23 protein-coding genes are annotated in these 23118 nt (G+C 71.4%); 11 read left to right on the top strand and 12 right to left on the bottom strand.

The window, feature by feature from the left end:
• Window positions 1-8 precede the first annotated feature (8 nt).
• Window positions 9-677, bottom strand: a complete 669-nt coding sequence (locus IOD14_RS18605) for a TetR/AcrR family transcriptional regulator (protein WP_249125955.1) — start codon at window positions 675-677, stop codon at window positions 9-11.
• Window positions 678-818: 141 nt separating this feature from the next.
• Between IOD14_RS18605 and IOD14_RS18600 the strand changes: the two genes are divergently transcribed.
• Together IOD14_RS18600 and IOD14_RS18595 are read left to right on the top strand one after the other, a co-directional pair.
• Window positions 819-1424, top strand: coding sequence for a TetR/AcrR family transcriptional regulator (locus IOD14_RS18600; protein WP_123993360.1), 606 nt, complete (start codon window positions 819-821; stop codon window positions 1422-1424).
• Window positions 1425-1497: 73 nt separating this feature from the next.
• Complete coding sequence (locus tag IOD14_RS18595; protein ID WP_123993361.1) at window positions 1498-1950, top strand: TIGR03618 family F420-dependent PPOX class oxidoreductase; 453 nt, start codon at window positions 1498-1500, stop codon at window positions 1948-1950.
• 20 nt (window positions 1951-1970) lie between these two features.
• Here IOD14_RS18595 and IOD14_RS18590 read toward each other — a convergent pair whose 3' ends face one another.
• The 4 genes from IOD14_RS18590 to IOD14_RS18575 all read right to left on the bottom strand — a co-directional run bounded on the left by IOD14_RS18590 (window position 1971) and on the right by IOD14_RS18575 (window position 5931).
• Complete coding sequence (locus tag IOD14_RS18590) at window positions 1971-3350, bottom strand: dihydrolipoamide acetyltransferase family protein (RefSeq protein ID WP_249125954.1); 1380 nt, start codon at window positions 3348-3350, stop codon at window positions 1971-1973.
• A gap of 5 nt (window positions 3351-3355) precedes the next feature.
• A complete protein-coding gene (locus IOD14_RS18585; RefSeq protein WP_123993363.1) occupies window positions 3356-4369 on the bottom strand; it encodes an alpha-ketoacid dehydrogenase subunit beta in 1014 nt (337 codons plus the stop codon).
• A 5-nt stretch (window positions 4370-4374) separates the two neighbouring features.
• Window positions 4375-5379, bottom strand: a complete 1005-nt coding sequence (locus tag IOD14_RS18580; RefSeq protein ID WP_249125953.1) for a thiamine pyrophosphate-dependent dehydrogenase E1 component subunit alpha — start codon at window positions 5377-5379, stop codon at window positions 4375-4377.
• 96 nt (window positions 5380-5475) lie between these two features.
• Window positions 5476-5931 (bottom strand): VOC family protein, encoded by a 456-nt coding sequence (locus IOD14_RS18575; protein WP_249125952.1) that lies wholly within the window; start codon window positions 5929-5931, stop codon window positions 5476-5478.
• A 155-nt stretch (window positions 5932-6086) separates the two neighbouring features.
• Between IOD14_RS18575 and IOD14_RS18570 the strand changes: the two genes are divergently transcribed.
• From IOD14_RS18570 to IOD14_RS18555, 4 genes are all read left to right on the top strand, one after another.
• Window positions 6087-7391 carry an aromatic ring-hydroxylating dioxygenase subunit alpha gene (locus IOD14_RS18570; RefSeq protein ID WP_123993365.1) on the top strand — a complete coding sequence of 435 codons (1305 nt, stop codon included), beginning with the start codon at window positions 6087-6089 and terminating at the stop codon, window positions 7389-7391.
• Between the two features lie 29 nt (window positions 7392-7420).
• A complete protein-coding gene (locus IOD14_RS18565) occupies window positions 7421-8212 on the top strand; it encodes an SDR family NAD(P)-dependent oxidoreductase (RefSeq protein WP_123993366.1) in 792 nt (263 codons plus the stop codon).
• 46 nt (window positions 8213-8258) lie between these two features.
• Window positions 8259-9995 carry a PEP-utilizing enzyme gene (locus IOD14_RS18560; RefSeq protein WP_123993367.1) on the top strand — a complete coding sequence of 579 codons (1737 nt, stop codon included), beginning with the start codon at window positions 8259-8261 and terminating at the stop codon, window positions 9993-9995.
• Window positions 9996-10074: 79 nt separating this feature from the next.
• Window positions 10075-10389: a putative quinol monooxygenase gene (locus IOD14_RS18555; RefSeq protein WP_123993368.1), complete on the top strand. Its 315-nt coding sequence runs from the start codon at window positions 10075-10077 to the stop codon at window positions 10387-10389.
• Window positions 10390-10439: 50 nt separating this feature from the next.
• Here the strand turns inward: IOD14_RS18555 and IOD14_RS18550 are convergent, their stop codons facing one another.
• From IOD14_RS18550 to IOD14_RS18535, 4 genes are read right to left on the bottom strand one after another with little or no spacing between them, the layout of a single operon-like run.
• On the bottom strand, window positions 10440-11474 hold the full coding sequence (locus tag IOD14_RS18550; protein WP_123993369.1) for an NADP-dependent oxidoreductase: 1035 nt from the start codon (window positions 11472-11474) through the stop codon (window positions 10440-10442).
• Window positions 11471-11686, bottom strand: a complete 216-nt coding sequence (locus tag IOD14_RS18545) for a transposase (protein WP_123993370.1) — start codon at window positions 11684-11686, stop codon at window positions 11471-11473. The genes IOD14_RS18550 and IOD14_RS18545 overlap by 4 nt, the downstream gene beginning before the upstream one ends.
• A 7-nt stretch (window positions 11687-11693) precedes the next feature.
• On the bottom strand, window positions 11694-11996 hold the full coding sequence (locus tag IOD14_RS18540) for a 2Fe-2S iron-sulfur cluster-binding protein (protein WP_249125951.1): 303 nt from the start codon (window positions 11994-11996) through the stop codon (window positions 11694-11696).
• Between the two features lie 8 nt (window positions 11997-12004).
• Window positions 12005-13414: an aromatic ring-hydroxylating dioxygenase subunit alpha gene (locus IOD14_RS18535; RefSeq protein ID WP_212670814.1), complete on the bottom strand. Its 1410-nt coding sequence runs from the start codon at window positions 13412-13414 to the stop codon at window positions 12005-12007.
• Between the two features lie 365 nt (window positions 13415-13779).
• Here IOD14_RS18535 and IOD14_RS18530 point away from each other — a divergent pair, with 365 nt between their 5' ends.
• The 4 genes from IOD14_RS18530 to IOD14_RS18515 are packed head-to-tail and all read left to right on the top strand — an operon-like array spanning window position 13780 to window position 18505.
• Window positions 13780-14922, top strand: a complete 1143-nt coding sequence (locus tag IOD14_RS18530) for a substrate-binding domain-containing protein (RefSeq protein ID WP_123993372.1) — start codon at window positions 13780-13782, stop codon at window positions 14920-14922.
• The gene (locus IOD14_RS18525; protein ID WP_212670813.1) at window positions 14919-16430 is read left to right on the top strand and encodes a sugar ABC transporter ATP-binding protein; all 1512 of its coding nucleotides are present in this window, start codon (window positions 14919-14921) and stop codon (window positions 16428-16430) included. Before IOD14_RS18530 ends, IOD14_RS18525 begins: the two co-directional genes overlap by 4 nt.
• 1 nt (window position 16431) lies before the next feature.
• Window positions 16432-17502 (top strand): ABC transporter permease, encoded by a 1071-nt coding sequence (locus IOD14_RS18520; protein WP_123993374.1) that lies wholly within the window; start codon window positions 16432-16434, stop codon window positions 17500-17502.
• Entirely contained in the window at window positions 17462-18505 is a 1044-nt protein-coding gene (locus tag IOD14_RS18515; RefSeq protein WP_212673305.1) for an NAD(P)-dependent alcohol dehydrogenase, read from the top strand. The genes IOD14_RS18520 and IOD14_RS18515 overlap by 41 nt, the downstream gene beginning before the upstream one ends.
• Before the next feature lie 41 nt (window positions 18506-18546).
• Here the strand turns inward: IOD14_RS18515 and IOD14_RS18510 are convergent, their stop codons facing one another.
• The 3 genes from IOD14_RS18510 to IOD14_RS18500 are packed head-to-tail and all read right to left on the bottom strand — an operon-like array spanning window position 18547 to window position 21363.
• Entirely contained in the window at window positions 18547-19317 is a 771-nt protein-coding gene (locus IOD14_RS18510) for a ThuA domain-containing protein (protein ID WP_212670812.1), read from the bottom strand.
• 3 nt (window positions 19318-19320) lie between these two features.
• Window positions 19321-20085: an SDR family oxidoreductase gene (locus IOD14_RS18505; protein WP_123993376.1), complete on the bottom strand. Its 765-nt coding sequence runs from the start codon at window positions 20083-20085 to the stop codon at window positions 19321-19323.
• A 39-nt stretch (window positions 20086-20124) separates the two neighbouring features.
• On the bottom strand, window positions 20125-21363 hold the full coding sequence (locus IOD14_RS18500) for an acyl-CoA dehydrogenase family protein (RefSeq protein WP_212670811.1): 1239 nt from the start codon (window positions 21361-21363) through the stop codon (window positions 20125-20127).
• A gap of 197 nt (window positions 21364-21560) precedes the next feature.
• Between IOD14_RS18500 and IOD14_RS18495 the strand changes: the two genes are divergently transcribed.
• Window positions 21561-23099 carry an AMP-binding protein gene (locus IOD14_RS18495; RefSeq protein WP_212670810.1) on the top strand — a complete coding sequence of 513 codons (1539 nt, stop codon included), beginning with the start codon at window positions 21561-21563 and terminating at the stop codon, window positions 23097-23099.
• Window positions 23100-23118 lie beyond the last annotated feature (19 nt).

Genomic DNA, 23118 nt, shown 5'->3' with positions numbered 1-23118 from the left:
CCGGGATGTCAGCTTCCCGAAGCCGCCGGCTTCGCCGGGGCCTGTTCGGCGGCAACGATGCGCAGCGCCAGGGCACGCACCGCCTCCAGCACGGACCGGGAGGGGAGCTGGGACAGTGGTCCGCCCTCCGCCCGCAGCGCGGTGACGAGCATGGTCGTGCTGATCAGGGTGCGGACGGCGAGCGCCTGGGCCGCGTGCCGTGCCTTCGCGGCGCGGGGGCTGCGGGTGGTGCTCTCCGGCAGATAGTCGTAGCCGCGCTGGATGTGCCGCTGCTCGAACTCGTCCCGCAGCACCTTGACGCTGCCGTTGGCCGAGGCGACCTGGACCTGGTACAGACGGGCCTCGTCCGGGTTCTTCTCCACCCACTCCCACACGGCGTCGATGACACGCACCAGACCCTCCGCGTCACCCGGCTCGGACTCCGGCCGGGCCGCCTCCACGACCGCGTTCAGCTGGTCGAAGACCCGGCGCATGGCGAGTTCGAGCAGTTCTTCCTTGCCGTCGAAGTGGTAGTAGACGGCGGTGGGGACCACCTGGGCCTCGTCCGCGATGTCCTGGACGCTGGTCTCCGCGAACCCGTTGCGGCCGAACACCCGCACGGCGGCGGTGATGATGTGCTGCCGTCGCGAGGGTCGGTGGGCGGGCTGCTTGCCGTTCTTCGTCGTGGCCGCCATCATGCTCCCTGCCCGCCGCCGTGAACCCGGGTTCCCGGGTCCTTCCGTACTGACCAGTGTATCCAGTAACTCCGATCCTCCATCGACATAATTCCTGCTGCTTACTGGCCTCCTGGAGACCGGCCGCCCGGCATACTTGACAGCATGACGACATCCGGAACCCGCGCCGCTCACCGTCCCTCGCGCAAGCAGTGGGTCATCGAGGCGGCCACGGAGTTGTTCGCCACCCAGCCGCCGGACGAGGTGACGGTGGCCGACATCGCCGCTCGCGCCGAGATGACCTCGGCAGCGGTGTACTACCACTTCTCCTCCAAGGACCAGGTCCTGGCGGAGACCATGCGGGCGTTCGCCGCCGCGCTGCGCGAGCAGTTGCAGGCGATCACCGACGCACATGAGCCCGGCTCGGACATCGGCACGTCGGTCACCACCCTGCTGGCCTGGATGGGTGAGCACCGCTCCGCCGCCACCGTGTTCTTCGTGTCGTCGGCCGGCATGAGTCAGGACGCGGAGGCGCTGCGTCAGGAGAGCCGTACTCAGGTGCTGGACGAGCTGGTGCGGCTGATCCGCAAGGCCCGCGTGTCCGTCTCCGACGCCGAGGCGGCGGTGATCGGCCTCGGTCTGCTGGCGCTGCTGGAGACCGCGGCGATCTCGCAGGTCCGGGGGGACGACGTGTACCGGTCGCTGGGACATCGCGCGTTCGTCCGCGAGGTCGGCGACCTCGCGGCGCGGATCACCGAGCCGGCCATGTAGGGCCTGGTGTGAAAGTGGGGCCGGGACTCAGTGTCCACGAAATTGTTGGACGGCCACGGCTGTTGATCACGTCATGACTCAAGGACCAGCGCCTCGCCCACTGTCCGACGAAGCCCTCTCCGACTTGCTCGGCAGGCAGCAGTTCGGCACGCTCGCCACCGTCAAGCGCAGTGGCCATCCTCATCTGACCACCATGTTGTACAGCTGGGACTCCGAGGCCCGCATCGTGCGGTTCTCCACGACGGCCGACCGCATCAAGGTCGGGCACCTGCGGCGCGATCCGCGTGCCTCCCTGCATGTGCAGGGCGCCGACGTGTGGTCGTTCGCCGTGGCCGAGGGCGAGGCCGAGGTCTCGGGGATCACGACGGTTCCTGGCGATGCGGTCGGTCGGGAACTGCTCGGAATGATCCCGCAGGCCGCGAAGCCCGAGAACGCAGACGCGTTTCTGGAGCAGTTGGTCGCCGAGCGCCGAGTGGTCATCCGCTTGAAGGTGGACCGACTGTACGGAACGGCACTCGACCTGTAGTCACCCCAAGGCTCCACATCTCACATCAAAAGGCGCAGCGGCCTGCTCAGCAACTCCCCCAGTGTGCGCAGGTATTCGGCGGCCGGGGCCCCGTCGACGGCTCGGTGGTCGAAGGTGAGGCTCAGGGTGAGCACCCGCGTCCGCAGCGGCCTGTCGTCCGCCCACTCGACGCCGTCCCTGAGCCTGCCCACCCCGAGGATCGCGACGTTGCCCGGGTTGATCACGGGGGTGAAGAAGTCGACGCCGTATCCGCCGAGCGAGGTGACCGTGAACGTGGCTCCTTCCAGCTGCGTCGGGGAGATCCGCCCTGCGCGCGAGGCCTCGGCCAGGGCCCTCGCCCGGCCGGCGATCGCGGTCAGCGACAGCGCCGCCGCGTCCTCGATCACGGGGACCATGAGGCCGCCCGGTACGGCCACCGCGAAGCCCAGGTGGATGTCGTCGAGCAGATGGATGCCGTCCTCCCGGACCGTGGCGTTGAGCAGCGGGTGCTCGCGCAGGGCCAGGGCGGCGGCCTTCAGGAGGAAGTCGTTGATGCTAGGCACCGGCAGGTCGCTGCCCGCCCACTCCTCCTTGAGCCGGTCCCGCAGGGACACCACGGCGTCCATCCGCACCTCGTAGCCGTGCGTCAGCTGGGCCATCTCCTGGAGGCTGGCGTGCATCCGGCGCGCGATGGTGCCGCGCATCCCGGTGAGCGGGATGACCTCGCCGGAGCGAGCGGGGCCGGCGGGCTCGGCCACGGCGGCGATCCCGGGTGCGACCGCGGGGGCGAGCGCCTCCAGATCCGCCCTGCGGATACGGCCGCCCGGCCCGGTGCCGTTCACCTCGGAGAGGTCGATGCCCCGCTCCTTGGCCAGCTTGCGGACCAAAGGCGAGACGGCGCTGCCGCCCGGTGGGAGGGACACGGCGAGCGCCGCCAGGTGCTCTTCCACGTCCTCGGAGACGATCCTGCCGCCGGGCCCGGTGCCGCGTACGACGGCGAGGTCGACGTCGGCGGCCGCGGCGACCCGACGGGCGTTCGGGGAGGACAGCAGCCGGTCACCGACACGGTCGATGGAAGCGGCGGCGCGTGGAGCCGCAGGGGCATCGGCGCTCGTGCCGGTGAAAGGAGCCTCAGAAGCACCCGGGAGCGGCGTGGGCGCGCCCACCTCCCCCGGCGGCTGCTCCCCCTCCGCCAGCAGCCATCCGATGAGGGCCCCCGCAGGCACCGTGGTGCCCGCCGGGACCACCGGGTGGAACAGGCCCCCGGCCTCCGCCTCGACGTCCACGTCCACCTTGTCGGTGGCCAGCCGCAGCAGCGCCTCGCCCTCGGCGACGGCCGCGCCGGTGGGCACCAGCCATTCGTCGATCGTGCCTTCCTGCATGGTCAGGCCGATCTTCGGCAGCAGAACCTCGACCGCCACGTCGGTCACGACCTTTCGAGCAGACGCCGGCACCCCTGGGCGATGCGGGCGCGATCGGGCACGTACGCCTTCTCCAGGACCGGTGAGAAGGGCACGGGTGAGAAGGGGGCGCCGATGCGCAGGACGGGCGCGTCCAGGTAGTCGAATACCACGTCCTGGATCTGGGCGGCGATCTCCGCCCCGAGCCCGCCGAAGGTGACGGCCTCGTGCACCACGAGCACGCGGTTGGTGCGGCGGACGGAGGCGAACATCGTCTCCGTGTCCAGGGGCTGCACGGTGCGCGGGTCGATCACCTCGATCTCCACGCCCTCGGCGGCGAGTTCGTCGGCCGCCGCGAGGGCCTCGCCCACCATGCGGCCGAGCGCGATCACGGTGACGTCGGATCCCTGGCGCGCAGTGTGCGCCTGGCCCAGCGGGATGCCGTAGATCTCCTCGGGCACCTCTCCGGTGCTGCCGAGCAGGACCTTGTTGAGCATGACGACGACCGGGTTGTCGTCCCGGATGGCCGAGACGGTCAGGCCCTTGGCGGTGTACGCGTCGCACGGCATCACCACCTTGAGGCCGGGCACATGGGCGAGCCATGCCTCCAGGCTCTGGCTGTGCTGGGCGGCGGCGCCGAGGCCCGCTCCGGAGGCGGTGGTGATGGTGAGCGGCACCGACAGGGCGCCGCCGAACATGTACTTCATCTTCGCCGCCTGGTTGACGATCTGGTCGAGGCAGACGCCGATGAAGTCCATGAACATCAGGTCGACGACGGGGCGCAGGCCCTGGGCGGCGGCTCCCACGCCGAGGCCGACCAGGGCGGCCTCGGAGATCGGGGTGTCGATCATGCGGCGGGGCCCGAACTCGTCGAGCAGGTTGTCGAACATGCGGAAGACGCCGCCGTACCCGGCCACGTCCTCGCCGGCGACGAAGACGTTCTCGTCCTCGCGCATGGCCTGCGCGAGTCCTTCGTTGAAGGCCTTGACGTAGGTGAGTTTGCGGGTGGCGAGGGCCGGCGCTTCGGTCGTGGTGGTCATGGCGGTCATCCTGAGTAGACGTTCATCAGCAGGTCGGCGGGGTCCGGCAGCGGGCTCGCCTCGGCGTACGCGATGGCGTCGGCGATCTCCTCGCGGGTGCGCTGCCATACGTCGTCCAGGTCGGCGCGGGTCGCGGTGCCGTCGGCGAGGGCCCGGGCCTCCAGCAGGTCGATGGGGTCGCGGGACTTCCACTCGGCGACCTCCTCGTCCGAGCGGTAGGGGTGGCGCAGGCCCTTGACGCCCTGGTGGTCGAAGAAGCGGTAGGTCTTGGCCTCGATCATCATCGGACCCGCGCCCGCCCGGGCGCGTGCGACGGCCTCGGCGGCCGCGCGGTGGACGGCGACCGCGTCCATGCCGTCGACGATCACGCTGGGCATGCCGTAGGCGGCGGCCCGGTCGGCGACGTCGGTGAGCAGCATGTGCCCGGACTGCGGGGTGAACTCCGCGTAGCCGTTGTTCTCGCAGACGAAGACCACCGGCAGGCCCAGGATCGCGGCCATGTTGGCGCCCTCGTGGAAGGCGCCGATGTTGGTGGCGCCGTCGCCGAAGAAGGTGACGGCGACGCTGTCCTCGCCCTTGTACCGGGCGGCGAAGGCGGCGCCCACGGCGATCGGGACGCCGGCCCCGACGATGCCGTTGGCGCCCAGCATGCCGCGGCTGAGGTCGTTGATGTGCATGCTGCCGCCGCGGCCGAGGCACGCGCCGGTGACCCTGCCGTACAGCTCGGCGTACATCTCGCGGAAGCCGACGCCCTTGGCCACGGCGTGTCCGTGGCCGCGGTGGGTGGAGGTGATCTGGTCGTCGTCGCGCAGGGCCGCCATCACTCCGGCGGCGACGGCTTCCTGGCCGACATACAGGTGGAGGAAGCCGGGCAGCTTGCCCGCCTCCATGAGCTTTCCCGCCTCGGTCTCGAACAGCCGGATGCGCACCATGCGTTCGTGCAGGTCCCTGATGACCTGTGTGCTGACCTGCGTGGATTTCTTCGATGCCGTCGACGCTCGTTGAGCCATCGTCCGCCCCTTCGTCCGAGGGAGGTTGCCAAGCAATCGGACTTACTTGTGCCGGTCTACAGTAACCAGCTGGGGGCACCTTACTGAAGAGGGTCTCTAATTACTATGCCCGGGACCCGACCGGCCGCCCCGCCCGTCCACCAACTCGACGACATTGCCCTCCGGATCGGCCCAGAAGCTGATCCGGCGACCGCGCGCATGGACCACGACAGGGTCCGACAGGGGCCGGGCACCGGCGGTCGGCAGCACCGCCACCACCGGGTCCATGTCGTCGAGGTGGAAGGTGAGATACGACAGCCCCGGACGCCCGGCCGACCAGGGCGCCGCAGGCGCCGACACCGGGGCCGACCGGGGAAGGATCAACTTCACGCACCCTCCGGAGGGCACCCGCAGCCAGACGACCACCAGCTCGCCGCCGAGCCCTGCGGGGCCGCCCACGGACTCCGGCACACGCGAGCGACGCTCGAGAAGGCAGCCGATCGCGTCGCAGTAGAAGCGCTCCATCAGCGCCAGGTCGCGCACCACCACACCCACCTCGAACGGCAGGGTCATGACCATCGCACCCACCCCCACGGGACGCCGAGCGGCAACTTCGACACTTTCTATTGACAGAGCACACTAAGTCCTGTTGCAGTTTCGGACACAACCCAGCCGTCGCGTTACGAAGCCGGTCACCGGCTCGCGGCTGGGAGGATTGTGAGGACATCGTGGTCCAGACCAGTTCGCCGGAGATCCGGGAAACAGCCAGCGGGCGCGGGTCACCGGCCTCGGCCCCGCCGGCTCCCTCGACCCCCGAATACGCGTCATGGATCAGCCAGGACCGGTCCACCGACCCGGCGTCCGAGACGATGCGGCGGGAGGCGGCCGAACTCGTCGAGCGGGTGATGGCGCACTACCGCGACAACACCACGCACGAGGCCGAGGGACAGTGGACCGAACCCGTCGCCCACTACCTCGACGCCCACCGCTGGCGGCGCGAGACGGACGCGGTCCACCGCAGCGTCCCGCTGCCGCTCGCCATGTCCAGCGAGCTTCCCGGCCCGAACACGTACAAGGCGATCGACGTGCTCGGCATCCCCGTGCTGATCACCCGTGACCGGCAGGGCGCCGTGCACGCGATGATCAACGCGTGCCGGCACCGGGGAGCCAGACTCCTCGAAACCGGCTGCGGGGTGTCGAAGCGGCTCACCTGCCCCTACCACTCCTGGTCGTACGACCTGGCCGGCGAGTTGCGGGGCGTGTACGCCGAGAAGACCTTCGGCGAGGTCCCGCGCGAGGGCCGCGGCCTCGTCCGGCTCCCGGTCGGGGAGCGCGCCGGAATCGTCTTCGTGTCCCTCGACCCGGCGGCCGAACCCGACCTGGACGCCTGGCTCGGGGACCTGCAGCCCCTCCTGGAGGGACTGCGCCTCGCGGAGTGCCACCACTACTCCACCAGCGAGCTGACCAGCCCCAACTGGAAGGTCACCCTCGACGGGTACCTGGAGACCTACCACTTCGCCTCACTGCACCCGAAGACGGTGTTCGAGACGAACCTGTCGAACATGATGGCCCACGACACCTGGGGCCCTCACCAGCGCATCGCACCGGCCCTGCGCCCCATCGCGCGGGCGGTCGAACTACCGCCCGAGCAGCGCGATCCCGGGGACTGCGTCGGGCCCATCTACTGGCTCTTCCCGGGCCTCGCGATCGCCGGCGGCTGGCGCCAGAAGATCGCGGTCTCCCTGGTACTGCCCCGCACGGCGACCGAGTCGGTGACCCAGCAGATCATCCTGCTGCGCGAACCGGCCGTCACCGACGAGGAACGCCAGGCCGCCGACCGGTTCGGCGAGTGGTTCCACGAGGTGGTCCGCGACGAGGACTACGCGACCACCTACGGAGTTCAGAAGGGCCTCGAGGCCCTGGACGGCACCGACTTCGTCTTCGGACGCAACGAGCCCGGACTCCAGCACTTCCACCGCACCATCCACGAACACCTGCAGCAGGGCGCCACCGGCGCGAGAGCCGCCAGGTGAACTACCAACCACACTCGCGGGAGAACACCATGGTGGCTACGGGCAGCCTCGACGGACGTGTCGCGGTGATCACGGGCAGCACGCGCAGCATCGGCCGCGCCATCGCCGAGGCCTTCCTGGCCGACGGCGCCACGGTCGTCGTCAGCGGCCGCAGCGAGATCAAGGGCAAGCAGGCCCTGGAGGAGATGGGCGCCGGGGACCGGGCCGTCTTCCACCCCTGCGACGCGGGCCGACAGGAGGACATCGAGGCCCTCGCCGACTTCGCCGGCGAGCGCTTCGGCCGCCTCGACATCTGGGTCAACAACGCCGGCGGCAGCTCCGGCTTCGCCCCGATCCACCAGCTCAGCGACGAGGCATGGCACAACGCCCTCGACCTGAACGTCAACAACTACTTCTACGGCACCCGCCGGGCGCTGCCGAAGATGCTGGACGGCGGCTGGGGCCGCATCATCAACATCTCCTCGGTGGAGGGCAAGCAGGCCAACAAGCCCGCGATCAGCCACTACATCACCAACAAGCACGCCATCCACGGACTGACCAAGGCGACCGCCTTCGAGTACGGCACCCAGGGCATCACCTGCAACGCCATCTGCCCCGGCGCCGTCGACACCGACCTCATGCGGGCCGCGGGCCCCGCCGCGGCGGAGGCCGAGGGCATCTCGTACGAGGAGTGGCTGGGCCGGTTCGCCGAGCATGCCGCCACCAAGAAGATCACCACCGTGGAGCAGATCGCGGCGGTCGCCTCCCTGCTCGCGAGCGACGCCGGGGCGGGTATCACCGGCACGCTGATCAGCGTCGACGGCGGAACAGCACAGTGGTAGGCACGGCACGGGCAGACGCGGGTACGGACAGCGGGAGATCTCGGTCATGAAGAGCTGGATCACGGACTGGCAGCGCAGTGAACGGCTGCCGCACTACACCCGGGCCAACGCGGGCGAGACCCTGCCGGAACCGGCCAGCCCGCTGGGCTGGACCCTGGTCTGGGGGCGGGGCCTGCAGGGGTGGCGCAACGGCTTCGTCGGGTTCGGCATCTACCGCGAGGAGGAAGTGGCCGGACCCCGGCCTCCGTTCGTCGGGATGTTCGGCGGCCACTTCTATCTCAACCTGTCCCACATGCGGCTGTTCGGCATCCGCATGGGCCAGACCGCGGACCAGATCGACACGGCCTTCGTCGGTCAGCGCTCCGACACACCGGTGTACGTGGCACACCCGGACGACCAGGACGAGGAGCTGACCGCCAAGGCGGGCGCGACACTCCAGCGGATGCTCGGCCAGGCCGGCTTCCCGGAGGCCGACGCCGACCGCGACCGGCTGCGCGCCCTGCGTCGCTCGCGCCCCGACCTGAGCGCCCTGTCCGACGCCGAACTGGTGGCGCACGCACGGTCGTTGCTGGGCGAGGTCGAGACGACCTTCCAGCGGCACGTCGAGTCCTCCCTGCCCGCGTCCGTCGGACCGGCGATCCTGGGCCCCCTGTGCGCGGGCGTGGACCGGCCCGGCGCCATGCTCGACCTGATCGGCGGTCTGGGCGACGTCGACTCCGCCTCCCCGTCGGCCGGGCTGTGGACGCTGTCCCGGCAGGTGGCGGCCTCGGCCGAGCTGAGCGCGCTCTTCGACCGGGGTCCGGCCGCGGTGGAGCAGGCGCTCGACGCCGCGACCGGCGATGTGAAGGCGTTCCGGGACTCCTTCGAGGAGTTCCTCGCCGAGTCCGGGGACCGCGGCCCCAACGAGTGGGACATCCACGCACTGTCCTGGGAGGCGGCGCCCGTCCAGGCGCTGGCCCTGGTCGACCGGATCCGGCACAGCCCCGACGACGACTCCCCCGCCGCCCGCCGCAAGCGCCTGACCGAGGGGCGCGAGCGGACAGCGCGGGAGATCCGGGCCCTGCTGCCCGAGGAGACCCAGCCCCTGTTCGACGCGGGCCTGCACGCCTCCCAGGTGTGGATCCCGGCCCGCGAGCGCACCAAGGCGAACTGCGTCACCGTCGTCAACGAGATCCGCATGGCGATACGGGAACTGGGCCGTCGCGGTGTCGGGGCGGGACTGTTCGCCCGGCCCGAGGACGTGATGATGCTGCTGGACACCGAGCTCGACGACTATGTCGCCGCCCCGGAGTCCTTCGGTCCGGTGATCGCACAGCGGCTCGAGGAGTACGCGGGCCTGCACGAACTGGAGCCGCCGTTCTTCGTGGCCACCGACGCGCAGACCGAGATCGACGGCTGGCCGCGACGCGCCGAGGAGCGCACCCCGGCGGCCGTCGAGGGCGATGTGCTCGGCGGGGTGGGCGGCAGCCACGGCACGTACACCGGCACCGTGCGGGTGGTCACCGACCCGGCCTCCTGCGAGGCGCTGGAGCCGGGCGAGGTGCTGGTCGCGCCGATCACCGACGCCGCCTGGACCCCGTTGTTCCTGGTCGCCGGGGCGGCCGTCGTGGACGTGGGCGCGCTCAACAGCCACGCCGTGGTGGTCTGCCGCGAGCTGGGCATCCCGGCGGTGATCTCCGTCGAGGGCGGTACGCGACGGCTGCGGGACGGCATGGTGATCACGGTCGACGGCGAGCGGGGCACGGTCACCGTGGACAGCGTCCCGGCACCGCTCGGCAGTTGAGTACGCCGCGGGCCCGTCGCCGACTCCCCATCGGTGACGGGCCCGCGGTCATGACCGCGAAAGGAAGCGTGTGACTGGCATGGCTGAGGCAATCATCGTCGCCGGCTGGATGGACTACGAGCCCGGCGACCGCGCCCCGATGCTGGCGGCTCTGGTCGAGCTGGGCCGGCGGACCCGTGCGGCCGAGCCCGGCTGCCTGGACTACGCGATGACCGCCGATCCCGACGACGAGCGGCGCATCCGGGTGTACGAGCACTGGACCTCGCAACAGGCCCTCGACGAGCACTTCGCCACCCCGCACATCAAGGACTTCCGGGCGGCGGTGGCGGGTCTGACCCGGGTGGGGGTCTCGCTGACGGCACACACGGTCGCCGCTTCCCGCCCCATGCGCTGAGACACACCGGAAAAGCGGCGCCCCCGGCGGGGGCGCCGCTTTCGAGTGCGTCAGTGGTCCAGCCGCACCAGCATCTTGCCGACATTGCCGCCGTCGAGCAGCGACAACAGCGCCCCGGCGGCGTTGTCCAGGCCGTCCACGATCGTCTCGCGGGCGGTGATGCGGCCCTCTGCGAGCCACCCCGCGACCCGTTGCTCGAACTCGGGGCGCAGGTCGTCGTGGTCGCGGACGATGAAGCCGCACAGGGTCAGGCGCTTGAGGACTGCTTGGATCAGATGGTTGATGTCCACGGTCCGCCGGTCGCCGCCGAACTGCGACATCATGCCGCACAGGGCGACCCGGCCGCCGGTGCGCAGCGCGTGCAGGGCGGCGGCGAGTTGCTCGCCGCCGACGTTGTCGAAGTAGACGTCGATGCCGTCGGGCGCGATCCGGGCCAGTTCGTCACGGACCGGGCCGGCGCGGTAGTCCGCGGCGGCGTCGTAGCCGAACTCCTTCACCAGCAGGGCGCACTTGTCGGGGCCTCCGGCGGTCCCGACGACGCGGTCCGCGCCCAGCAGGCGCGCGAACTGGCCGGCGGCGGTGCCGACGGCTCCGGCCGCCGCCGAGACGAAGACGGTGTCGCCCGGACGCAGCGCCGCGATGCGGGTCAGGCCCACGTAGGCGGTGAACCCGGTCTGGCCGAGCAGTCCCAGCCAGGTGGGCAGCGGGGCGAGCCGGGGGTCGATGCGCCCGGCGCCGTCGGTGTCCGCCGCGTCCAGCACGGCCCGCTCCCGCCAGCCGAGTTGATGGCGTACGTAGGTGCCCGGCGGCACCGAGGCGCAGCGGCTGTCCTCCACCACGCCGAGGGCGCGGCCGTCGAGCGGCGAACCCGGGGTGAAGTTGTGCGTGTAGTGCTTCTCGGTGCTCTCCAGGCGTCCGCGCATCGACGGGTCGACGCTCATGTAGAGGTTGCGAACGAGCAGTTGGCCTTCCCCCAGGGGCGGCAGCGGGCGGTCCTCGACGGCGAAGTCGGTGGGGAGCGGTGCTCCGTCGGGGCGGCGCACCAGACAGACCGCCCGGGTGGTGCGGGGCGTCACGGTGTTCACCGCTCCGGCTGCGGGGGCGTACGGCGCCGGGCGAGGCGGCCGACCCAACCGGCCATCTGCAGGTCGGCGTGGCGCAGTTCGCCCGACTGCCACCGGGCCTGGAAGTCGAAGAGGCCCTGGGTCCCGGTCGCGGGGTCGGTCACCTCGACCAGGCCGTCCTCGGTGAGCCGGTACACGTGCCCGGTCAGGGGGTGGATCACTTGCTTGGACATGGGGGCCTCACTCCTGCACTCGGCGGCGCACGCCGCGCTTGGTCACGGTCACCGGGCCCTCGACCAGGAGCCGGCAGGCGAGCCGGGTCAGGCCGTCCACCGGCCTGCGCAGGGCTTCGATGCCCTCGCGTTCCAGCGGGCCCACGGGGGAACAGTTCTCGGCGCCCTCGTCGACCTGGACGAAGCAGGTACGGCAGGTTCCCTTGCCTCCGCAGACGGTGGGCCAGCGGTAGCCGAGGCGCTGGGCGGCGGTGAACAGGTCCTCGCCGTCGAGGACTTCGAGCACGAGACCGGAGGGTCTGACCGCCACCCGGTGGCTCACTTGTCCATCCACTGGTCGAGCGTCCGGTTGAAGTGGCGGATGCGGCTCTCCTGGTAGTTGGCCAGGGTGATGCCCGGTTTCCGCATCGCCTTCAGGCCCTGCTGGACGTAGGGGAGGTTCTCGCAGTCCTGGTCGAAGACCGGTCCGAGCACGCCCAGTTCGGGGATGTCGGCGAAGAGCATGTCCTCTGGCACCCAGCGGATCTTCGCGGGGGCGGGCACCTCGCCGGGCTGCTTCGGGGACGACATGAAGATGATCTCGGCGGTGCACGAGTCGGGGTCGAGGCCGTTGGGCCGGAACCGGTAGATGATGTTGGACTTGGCCCCGCCCCAGGGGTTGAAGTTGGGGAACAACAAGTAGTTGATGGCGTCCAGCAGTTCGGTGTCGGCGGTCTGCGAGAAGTCCTGCTGCGAGGTGGCCGCCAGCTGGGCGCGCATGCGTTCGGCGAGGACCTGGCGGGCGGTGCCGCCGGGCGGGATCGCCGGCAGTTCGTCGCCCTCCTGCATCACCAGGTCCCGCCCTTGCGCGGCGGCGTAGAAGGCGCGCGAGTCGTAGAAGGTCTCCAGGACGTCCTCCTCCGTCACGGACTCGGCCACGTGCGGGCTGGGAGCACCCTGGATGTTGATCATCCGGTTCCAGTTCGGCTGGTCCGCCATGACGTCGTACTGCGAGTTGGCGTCGGCGAGCCACGGCAGCATCTGCGGGTGGGTGGCGATCACGTGGAACGACTCGATGAACGCGTCCTGGGCGACCTTCCAGTTGCAGGGCAGCACCTTGGCGATGTGGAGCGACTTGTAGCGGTTCTCCAGCGGCCAGATGTAGTAGTCGTCGAAGGTGCCGCGGTAGCTGTCGAAGGATTCGGCGTACGGGTCCATGTTGATGAAGACGAAGCCGCGCCAGGTGGCCACCTGGACCTCGGGCAGGGCGAACTTCTCCGGGGTGACGTGCGGGAAGTCCCAGGCGCAGGGCGGGCTCTGCATGGTGCCGTCGAGGTTCCAGGCGAAGCCGTGGAAGGAGCAGCGGAACTCGCTGACGTTGCCGCCGCCGGTGCGCAGTTTGCGGCCGCGGTGCAGGCAGACGTTGACGAAGGCGCGGATCTCGTCGGGGGCGGTGCGCACGACGATGAGGGAGTCGTCGCCGATCTCGTAGATCTCGTGGTCGCCGACCTCGGGGATCTCGCTCTCCAGGCAGGCGAACTGCCAGACGCGCCGCCAGACCTGCCGCATCTCGCGTTCGGCCCATGCGCGGGAGGTGAAGCGGGCGGTGTCGATGTCCTCGCTGCCGAGGTGGTCGTTGTGCTCGTACCTCAGGGCGGCGGGCACGGGGCGGCTGTCCTGGTCGAGGTAGTCCTGGACGCTGGGCCCCGGGCATCGGGCAGTGGCCGGCTCCGATGTTTCGTCCATCATCTCTCCTCAGGCAGAAACTTTAGATGGAGTGTAGTTACCAGTTGCGGCCAGGAGCAACAGTCGAGCCGGTCAGTAACCCCGCACTCTCCGAGGTCGCGGCCCTGTGGAGCCGGGAACCAGCAATTTTTTGCGGCGACCCTCTCCCCAAGGCCGCCGGGGCGTGTCACACTCCGACCCACTTGAGGCTGTAGTGCCTCAAAAGTTTCTCGATCCCGGGACGGTCTCTGCCGCGTCCCGGACCGGTGCCGCGGCGTTCCCGCCCGGCGCGACACGCAATCCATTCGCCTGACCGGAGCCGACCACCGCGGACGCGGGGCGCCCCGGGTCGCGACAGCACAGGCGACACACCACGGGAGTACTCAACGATGAGTTCCAGACCCCGTCGCGCGGCCCGCCGCGCTCTGACCGCGATCGTCCCCGTCACCGCCCTGCTCGCCCTGGCGGGCTGCGGCAGCGGGACGACGCCGGCCGCCGACTCCGCCAAGGCGGCGGCTCCTGACTCCCCCGGCCTGATCGCGGCCCGCAAGGCCGTGGCGAAGTACTCCGAGCACCCGGACAGGATCCCGGTCACCCAGCCGGTGGGCAGGAAGATACCCGCCGGGAAGACCATCGACTTCATCCTGTGCGGCGTGCAGTCCTGCCAGGACCTGGCCAACTTCTTCACCGCGGGCGCCAACGAGCTCGGCTGGCATGTGCGCCAGATCGCCACCCAGGGCACACCCGAGTCCGTCCAGAGCGCCTACGAGCAGGCACTGCGCGACAAGCCCGACGCCGTCGTCTCCTCCGGCTTCCCGCGCGCCGTGTACGCCAAGCAGCTCGCCCGGTTCAAGGAGGCGGGCATCCCCGTCATCCAGTCGAACGCCGACGACGTCGTGGGCGACGGTGTCTCCCTGCTCAAGAACGGGCCCCAGGACGTCGCGGTGCAGGGCGAGATGCTGGCCTCCTGGGTGGTGTCCGACAGCGACGCCCAGGCCGACACCGTCTACTTCGACCTCCCTGCCTACACCATCCTCAAGCCCGTCAAGGACACGTTCGCCGCCAAGTACGAGCAGTGGTGCGCGGGGTGTGGGCTGGACACCGTGGACGTGCCGATCACCGCGATCGGCAAGGACATGCCGGACCGGGTGGTGTCGTATCTGCGCTCCCACCCGAAGGTGACCCACGTGGTCTTCTCACTGGGCCTGCTCAACGTGGGCGTTCCGGCCGCGCTCAAGACCGCGGGCATCACCGGCAGGCACCTCGCCGTGAACGTCGGGGACGGACAGAACTACCAGTACATCCAGAGCGGACTCAGCGACGCCGCGATGGCCCTGAACTCGCACGAGGCCTCCTGGCTGCAGGTCGACGCGCTGGCCCGCCACTTCACCGGCCAGTCCATGGACGTGGACCAGAAGGCGGTGCTGCCCAACATGCTCATCACCAAGGACAACCTGCCCAGGACCCTCGGTGACTTCCCCATCGTCGAGAACTACCAGGCCCAGTTCAAAGCGCTGTGGGGCGTGAGTTGAGCGGGCCGGTGCTGCGGGTGTCCGCCCTGTCGAAGAGATTCGGCGGCACCCGGGCCCTGACGGACGTCGACCTCGAGGTGGCGCCCGGCGAGATCCACGCCCTGATCGGGCCCAACGGCTCCGGCAAGTCCACCCTGATCAAGATCCTCGCCGGGTACCACCACGCGGAGCCGGGCGCGGTGGCCGAACTCGACGGTGAACCCTTCGACCTGAGCCAGGTGGCAGCCTCCCGCCACGACCGACTGCGCTTCGTGCACCAGGAGCTGGGCCTGGTGGGCGAGTTGAGCGCCGTCGACAACCTCGCCCTCAGCCACGGCTTCGCCCGCACGGCCTTCGGCAACATCCGCTGGCCGGAGATGGAGCGGCGCACGCACGCCCTGGTCGAACGCTTCGGCCTCGGCATCGACGTACGCCGGCCCCTGTCGACGGCGACCCCCGTCCAGCGCACGGTGGTCGCCATCGCCGCCGCGCTGCAGGGCTGGGAGGGGCGGCGCGGTGTCCTGGTGCTCGACGAGCCCACCGCGGTGCTGCCACCCGGTGAGGTGGCCCGCCTGTTCGACATCGTGCGCGAGGTCCGCGACGCTGGAGCCGGCGTGCTGTACGTCTCGCACCGCATGGACGAGATCTTCGCGCTCGCCGACCGGGTCACCGTCATCCGCGGCGGACGACGGATCGCCACCCGCCCGGTCGCCGATCTCACCCCGCGTTCCCTGGCCGCACTGATGGCGGGAGAGGAGACGGAGACCGACCACCGTCCGCCGCCCCCCGCCACCGCCGGCGGCCCCGTGCTGCAGGTGCGCGACCTGTGGGCCGGGCCGCTGCGCGGAGTCGGCTTCGACCTGGCCGGGGGCGAGCGCCTGGGCGTCACCGGCCTGGTCGGCTCCGGCCACGAGATCGTGCCGTACGCGGTGTGCGGGGCCCACACCGGCCGGGTGAGCGGCAGACTGCGCCTGCCGGAACGCTCCACGCGGTGGACCGAGGCACGTGACGCCCGCGCTCTCGGCCTTCCCCTGGTCCCGGCGGACCGGGCGGGCGAAGGCGTGATCGGCGACTTCTCGGTCGGCGAGAACCTCACCCTGCCGCTCCTGGACCGGCTGCGCACCCGCTCCGGACGGCTGCGCCGACGCCGTGAGACCGCCCTGACGGAGGACTGGATCAGCCGGGTCGACGTACGGACGGACGGCCGCACGGCCAGGATCACCACGCTCAGCGGCGGCAACCAGCAGAAGGTCGTCATGGCCCGTTGCCTGGCCCAGCGCCCGCCGGTGCTGACCCTGTGCGAGCCCACGGCGGGCGTGGACATCGCCACCCGCCTGCAGCTCTACGACCTGATCGAGCGGCAGGCCGACGAGGGCATGGGCGTCATCGTGTCCTCCTCCGACACCCAGGACCTCCTCGCGCTGTGCACCCGCGTCCTGGTGGTACGGGACGGCCGGATCGCGCGGGAGATCAGCGGGCCGGACATCACCGAGTCCGCGCTCGTGCACGCCATGGAAGGAACCGAGTGAGATGACGTCCGTCCCGACCCGGGTGAGCGCCACCCTGTCGTTCCGCAACATCGGCGCGGTGTACGTGTGGCTGGTGATCGTCGTGCTCTTCTCCGTGTGGGCGCCGGACACCTTCCCTACGGCCATCACGGTCAAGCAGGTGCTCAACGGCAACGCGGTGGCCGGCCTGGTGGCACTCAGCGTCGTACCGCCGCTGGCCGCCCGCGTCTTCGACCTGTCGGTGGCCTACACCATGTCCCTGACCAGTGTGCTGACCGCCCACTTCCTGGTCTCCACGGGCCTCGGTCCCTTCACCTCGATCGCCCTGGCGATGACCGCGGCCCTGCTGGTCGGGGTGGTCAACGCCCTCGTGGTGGTGGTCCTGCGCGTCGACTCGTTCATCGCCACGCTCGCCACCGGCGCGCTGATCCAGTCCCTGATCACCATGGTCACCAACGACAGCTCGATCACCGGGGTGCAGCTGCTCGCCAAGCCGTTCGCGAGCATCGCTCAGCTGGACGCGGGCGGCATCACCCTGCCGGTTCTGTATCTGCTGCTCGCCGCCCTCGCCATCTGGTTCGTGCTGGAACACACCGCGACCGGACGCCGGTTGTACGCGACGGGGTTCAACACCGACGCGGCCCGGCTGCAGGGGGTGCGCACCGACCGGCTGCGCTTCGGGACCCTGGTGACGTCCGCGCTGCTCTCCGGTTTCGCCGGAGTGGTCTTCGCGTCCTCGGTGGGGTCGGGATCGCCGAGCGCGGGCAGCCCGTATCTGCTGTCGGCCTACGCGGCGGCCTTCGTCGGGGCGACCCAGCTGCGCGCGGGCCGCTTCAACGCCTGGGGGACGGTGATCGCGGTGCTGCTGCTCGGCACGGGCATCACCGGGCTCGGGCTCGCCACCAGCGCGCAGTGGGCCGCGAGCCTGTTCACCGGCTCGGTCCTCATCGTGGCGCTGGTCCTCACGGGCGGGCGGATCGCCCTGCCCACCGTGCTGCGCCGCCGGGCCGGGAAGCTGCCCGACCCCGAACAACCGAGAGGGAGTACCGATGATGAAAGCCGTGCAGTACCTGCGGGTGGGACACGCTCCTGAGGTCGTGGAGGTGCCCGTTCCCGAACCCGGCCCCGGTCAGGTGCTGTTGAAGGTGACGGCGGCGGGCCTGTGCCACTCCGACATCGCGGTGATGGGCTGGCCCGAGGAGGCGTTCCCCTACGCCCTGCCGATGACCCTGGGCCACGAGGGGGTGGGCACGGTGACGGCGGTGGGCGCCGGCGTCACCGAGGTGACGGAGGGCGAGGCGGTGGCGGTGTACGGCCCGTGGGGCTGCGGACGCTGCCACCCCTGCGCCGAGGGCCGGGAGAACTGCTGTCCGCACGCGGCGGGGCTCGGCATCGTGCCTCCCGGGCTCGGCCGGCCCGGCGCACTGGCGGAGTACCTGCTGGTGGACTCGCCGCGCCACCTGGTCCCCCTGCAGGGCGTCGACCCCGTGCAGGGGGCGCCCCTCACGGACGCCGGGCTGACCCCGTACCACGCGATCCGCCGGTCACTGCCGAAGCTGCTGCCCGGGAGCACGGCGGTGGTGATCGGCGTCGGCGGCCTGGGCCATCTCGCCGTGCAGCTGCTGCGCGCACTGACCCCCGCGCGGGTGGTCGCCCTCGACACGAGCGAGGACAAGCTCCGGCTGGCGGGCAAGGTCGGCGCCCACGAGACACTGCTCTCCGGCGGAGAGGCGAGCGCGCGGATCCGGCAACTCACCGGCGGTACGGGGGCGGAGGTGGTCCTGGACTTCGTCGGCGCCGAGCCGACCCTGGCGGTCGCGGCCGCGTCGGTGGCTGTGGCGGGCGATGTCACCGTCGTCGGCCTCGGCGGGGGCACGCTGGCCGTCGGCTTCGGCGGCGGGCTGCCGTTCGAGGTGTCGGCCGCCTTCCCCTACTGGGGCAGCCGGACCGAGCTCATGGAGGTCCTCGACCTCGCGCGCCAGGGGCTCGTCTCCTCGCACGTCGAGACGTTCACGCTGGAGCAGGCTCCCGAGGCGTACGCGCGTCTGCACGCCGGGGACATCAACGGCCGCGCGGTGGTGCTGCCGCACGGCTGAGCCCGAGGGAGCGGGGGCCGGCGCCCGAAGGCGCCGACCCTCTACTGCGTGTCCGTCATCCGCCGCACGCACCGCCGCAGCACCGTCAGGAACTCGGCCGTCCGCCACGGCCCCACGTCCACCCGCCCGGTGTCGTCCACGCCGAGGTCCTGCATGTCGTAGCGGCCCCGGCAGTGGCCCAGGGTGAAGTAGCAGACCTCGCCGCGGCCGTGCGGCTTGAGGTACAGCACCGGTCGGGGCGCGCTGTCGCGGGCGGCCGTGTCGCCCTCGGCGAATCCGCGGCACGGCCCCGTGTACTCGGCGTGCAGCAACACCTCGGGGTCGCCGTGCAGTTCGCACACGTACAGCTCGTCGGTGACGGTGAACGGCCCGATCCCGGCGACCAGTGGATGCTCGGGCCGGGTCACCCGCACCTCGTACGGTGCGATCGGCGGGTGGGCCAGGAACTGACTGCCGAGCACCTGGGCGAGGTCTCCGAGGAGCCGTGGGGTCGTGAACTCCCGTGGCCCGTCACCCGTCGACGGCTCGATCACCGCGTTGGTGCCGTGCAGGGCCAGCCAGCGCCCGCCCCGCTCGACGAAACGGGCCAGCGCGGCCCGCTGCGCCGGTCGGGGCCGGACATCGCAGGTGTAGGTGATCAGCAGGTCCGCGCTGCCGAGGGCGCCCAGGCAGTCGTAGTCCTGGTACACCGTGGTGCGCACCCGCGGCTGCTCGGCGAGCAGTTCCAGCAGCCTGAGCCGGGCGTGGTCGAAGTCGTGCCAGCGGCCGCCGCAGACCAGTACGGCGTCCAGGCGGCCGGCCGGGCCCGCCACGGCTCAGTACTGGACGCGGGTCAGCAGCCCGCCGTCCACCACGAGGTTGACGCCGACGCAGAAGGAGCCGGTCCGGCCCAGCAGGAACGCCACCGCCGCGGCCACGTCCTCGGCGGTGCCGTAGCGGCCGATCGGCAGCTTGGCGAGGACCTCCTCGTACACCTCGGGGCGGCTGGTGCGGATGGTCTCCCAGGCGCCTCCGGGGAAGTCGACGGGGCCGGGCGAGACGGTGTTGACGCGGATGCCCTTGGGGGCGAGGGAGTGCGCGAGGGCCGAGGCGTGCTGGACGACGGCCGCCTTGAGCGCGGAGTACGAGTTCGCTCCGGCCGGGCGCGCTGTGTCGGAGGCGTTGGTGGTGCCGATGGCGACGACGGCGGCCCGGTCGGAGGCCTCCAGGTGGGGAAGGGCCGCCTCGACGAGGCCGGCGAAGGGGATCAGGTCGCCGCGCAGGCTGTCCTCCCAGGACGTGGGGCCCTTCACGTTGCCCGCCGACACGTTGGACACCAGCAGATCGAGGCCGCCGAGTTCACCGGCGGCCCGCTGCACGAAGTCCGCGAGGGCGGCGGGGTCGGTGACGTCGACGGGTTCCGCGAACACGGTGGCGCCTTCGGCCCGCAGTTCGGCGGCCGCCTTGGCCAGCCCCTCCTCGCCCCGGGCGCACAGGGCCAGCGCGCAGCCCTCGGCGGCCAGGGTCGCGGCGATCGCCCGGCCGATGCCCCGGCTCGCACCGGTCACCAGCGCCTTCGCGCCTGTCAGTCCCAGATCCATCGTTGTCGCTCCTTGGTGAGAAAGCCTGTGGGAGACCGCTTAGTTGTCGGAAAGCTGCGAGAACGGCACCCGGTCGGTCCGCGGTTCCGGCGGCAGCTTGAGTACGCGTTCGCCGATCAGGTTGCGCTGAATCTGGTCGGTGCCTCCGGCAAGGCGGTAGCCGGGGGCGCCGAGCAGATGCTGGGTCCAGGCGAAGGTGCCCGGCTCCCCGGTGTCGGCGCTGATCCGCGCTCCCATGAGCTCGGCGGCGACCTGGCCGGTGCGGGTGAGCAGTTCGGAGGCCATGAGTTTGGTCAGGGAGGCCTCGGGGCCCGGCCGGCCGCCTGCGGCGCTCGTGCGGGCGACCCGGTCGACGGTGGCCTCGCGCAGGGCGGCGCGCACGTACAGGTCGGCGAGGAGCTGGCGCACCAGGGGGTCGGTGGTCCGGCCGAGGGAGCGGGCGAGCGCGAGGACGTCCGCAAAGGTGCCGCCCTTGCGGCGGTTGCCGCTGCCGGAGGCGGTCCGCTCGAAGGCGAGGGTGGTGGTGGCGACCTCCCAGCCCTGGCCCGGCCGCCCGATCCGCAGTGCGTCCGGGACCCGTACGCCGCTGAGGAAGACCTCGTTGAAGGAGGCGCCGCCGCTCATCTGCCGGATGGGGCGCACCTCCACTCCGGGGGCGTCCATCGGGACCAGGAAGGCGGTGATGCCGGCCTGCTTCACGACGTCCGGGTCGGAGCGGGCGAGCAGGAGCCCGTGGTCGGCGAACTGGGCTCCCGAGGTCCACACCTTCTGGCCGTCGATCACCCACACGTCGCCGTCGCGACGGGCGCGGGTGCGCAGGGCCGCGAGGTCGGATCCCGCGCCGGGTTCGCTGAACAGCTGGCAGGCGAGCCGGTCGGTGCGCAGGAACGCGCGGGCGTACTCCTGGCGTTGCTCGTCCGTTCCGAACAGGGAGACGGCCATCGCGACCAGGCGCACGGTGACGCTGATCAGCTCGGTGGACGGCGGCACCTCGAACGCGGACTCCTCCTGGGCGAAGAGCGCCGCATGCGCGGCGGTCAGGCCCGCGCCGCCCTTGTCGACGGGGAGCGTCAGCGCCTGGTAACCGGCGTCGAAGCGGGCCCGCTGGTAGGCGCGGCAGCGCTCCAGCAGCAGGCGTTCCTCGTCCTGCGGAAGGTTGTGGAACACGGCGAGGTCGGCGGCCGCTGCGGCGGACTCCGGCGCGCGCGCCGGTTCCAGCACGGTGGCCAGCCACTGCCGGACCTGCCGGCGCCATGCGTCCGGATCGGGCTGGGACATGGCTCCTCCTCGACTACTTACCAGACGGTGGATTGAGTAACGACGAGCGGACCGCATGCCTGTCTCGCGCCTTGATCCTGCGAGAACGGCTTCGTCCGGGATCAGAGTGTTCCGTACTTTCTTGATAAACGCTACAGTCTCCGCATCCCTCTCTCCCGTCGGCATCGGGAGAGGACCGCGGAGCCGCCGGAGGAGCCATGTCGCTGCTGCCACTCGACCGTCGCGCCCAGGAGACCCCTCACGAGCCCGCCCTGGCGGACGACCTGGGCGTGCTCACCTGGTCCGGCCTCGCCGACCAGGTGACGCGGGCGGCGGCCCGGCTGCTGGAGTTCGCGCCCGGACCGGACGACCGGATCGCCGTCCTCGGCGACAACGCGATCCCCACCCTGGTGGCCCATCTGGCGGGCCTGCGCGCCGGAGTGGGGACCGTGGCCACCTCCCGGAACCTCACCTCGGGAGAACTGGTCGACCAGATCATCGACGCGGGCGTGACCGGGATCGTCGCCGGACCGGTCGGCGCCGGTGCCGCCCTCGACGCGGCCCGCGAACTGGGCCTGCCGATCGTGACCCACGGAACCCCGGCAGCCGGGCACGCCTTCGACTGGGACCTGTGGCTGGCCGCCGCACCCGCCGACCGCGCCCTGCCGACGGGTCGGCCCGCCCGGCCGCCGCTCGTCTACACCTCGGGAACCACCGGACGGGCCCGTGGCACCGAGGTGCGCTGGGTCGGCGCCCCGGTCGCCGACAGCGCCGCCTACCTCGCCGCGATGTCCGCCCGGCCCGGCTTCCCGCCGGGCCCCCACCTGGTGTGCGGCCCCCTCCAGCACAACGCGCCGCTGACCTCGCTGCGGCACCTGGCGGCCGGTGAGCCGGTGGTCGTCCTCGGCAGATACGACGCGGAGACGTTCCTCAGCCGGGTGCACAAGTGGCGGGTCACGTCGACGGTGATGGTCCCCACCCACTTCCAGCGGCTGCTCGCCCTCCCGGACGACGTCCGCTCCCGCTACGACGTCTCCAGCCTCCGGCAGGTCTCCCACACCGGCTCCGCGTGCCCACCCGACGTCAAGCGCGCCATGATCGACTGGTTCGGTCCGGTGCTGACCGAGTCGTACGGCGCCAGCGAAGCAGGGACGGTGGCCCGCATCAGCAGCGACGAGTGGCTGGCTCACCCGGGCTCGGTCGGCCGCGTCCGGCCCCCGTTCGAGGTCCTGGTCACCGACGACGACGGCCGGCAACTACCGCCCGGCGAACGCGGGTTGCTGGCCTTCCGGGCACCGGACGAGCAGGGCGTCCGCTATCACGCGGACCCGGACAAGACCAAGGCCGCCTATCTCTCCCCCGGCGTCTTCACCCTCGGCGACATCGGCTACGTCGACGCCGACGGCTACATCTTCATCACCGACCGGGCCGCGGACGTCGTGGTCTCCGGCGGGGTGAACCTGTACCCGGCCGAGAGCGAGGCGGTCCTGCGGCAGCACCCGGCGGTCGTCGAACTCGCGGTGATCGGCGTGCCCGACCCCGACTTCGGCGAGGCGCTGCGGGCGCTGGTCGTGGTCGCGGGGGACGAGCCGCCGGCCGAGGAGCTGGACCGGTTCTGCCGCGAGCGCCTCGCCGCCTACAAGTGCCCGAAGTCGTACGAGATCGTTCCCGAGCTGCTGCGCAACGCGATGGGCAAGCTCGACAAGCGCGCGATGCGCCGCCCCTACTGGAGCTCGGAACGGACCATCGCCGGCTGAGCCGCTCCCCCGAGTACGC

Origin of the sequence: Streptomyces sp. A2-16 (assembly GCF_018128905.1) — a bacterium.
Lineage (GTDB): Bacteria > Actinomycetota > Actinomycetes > Streptomycetales > Streptomycetaceae > Streptomyces.
This window is presented reverse-complemented; position numbering and strand designations above follow the sequence as displayed.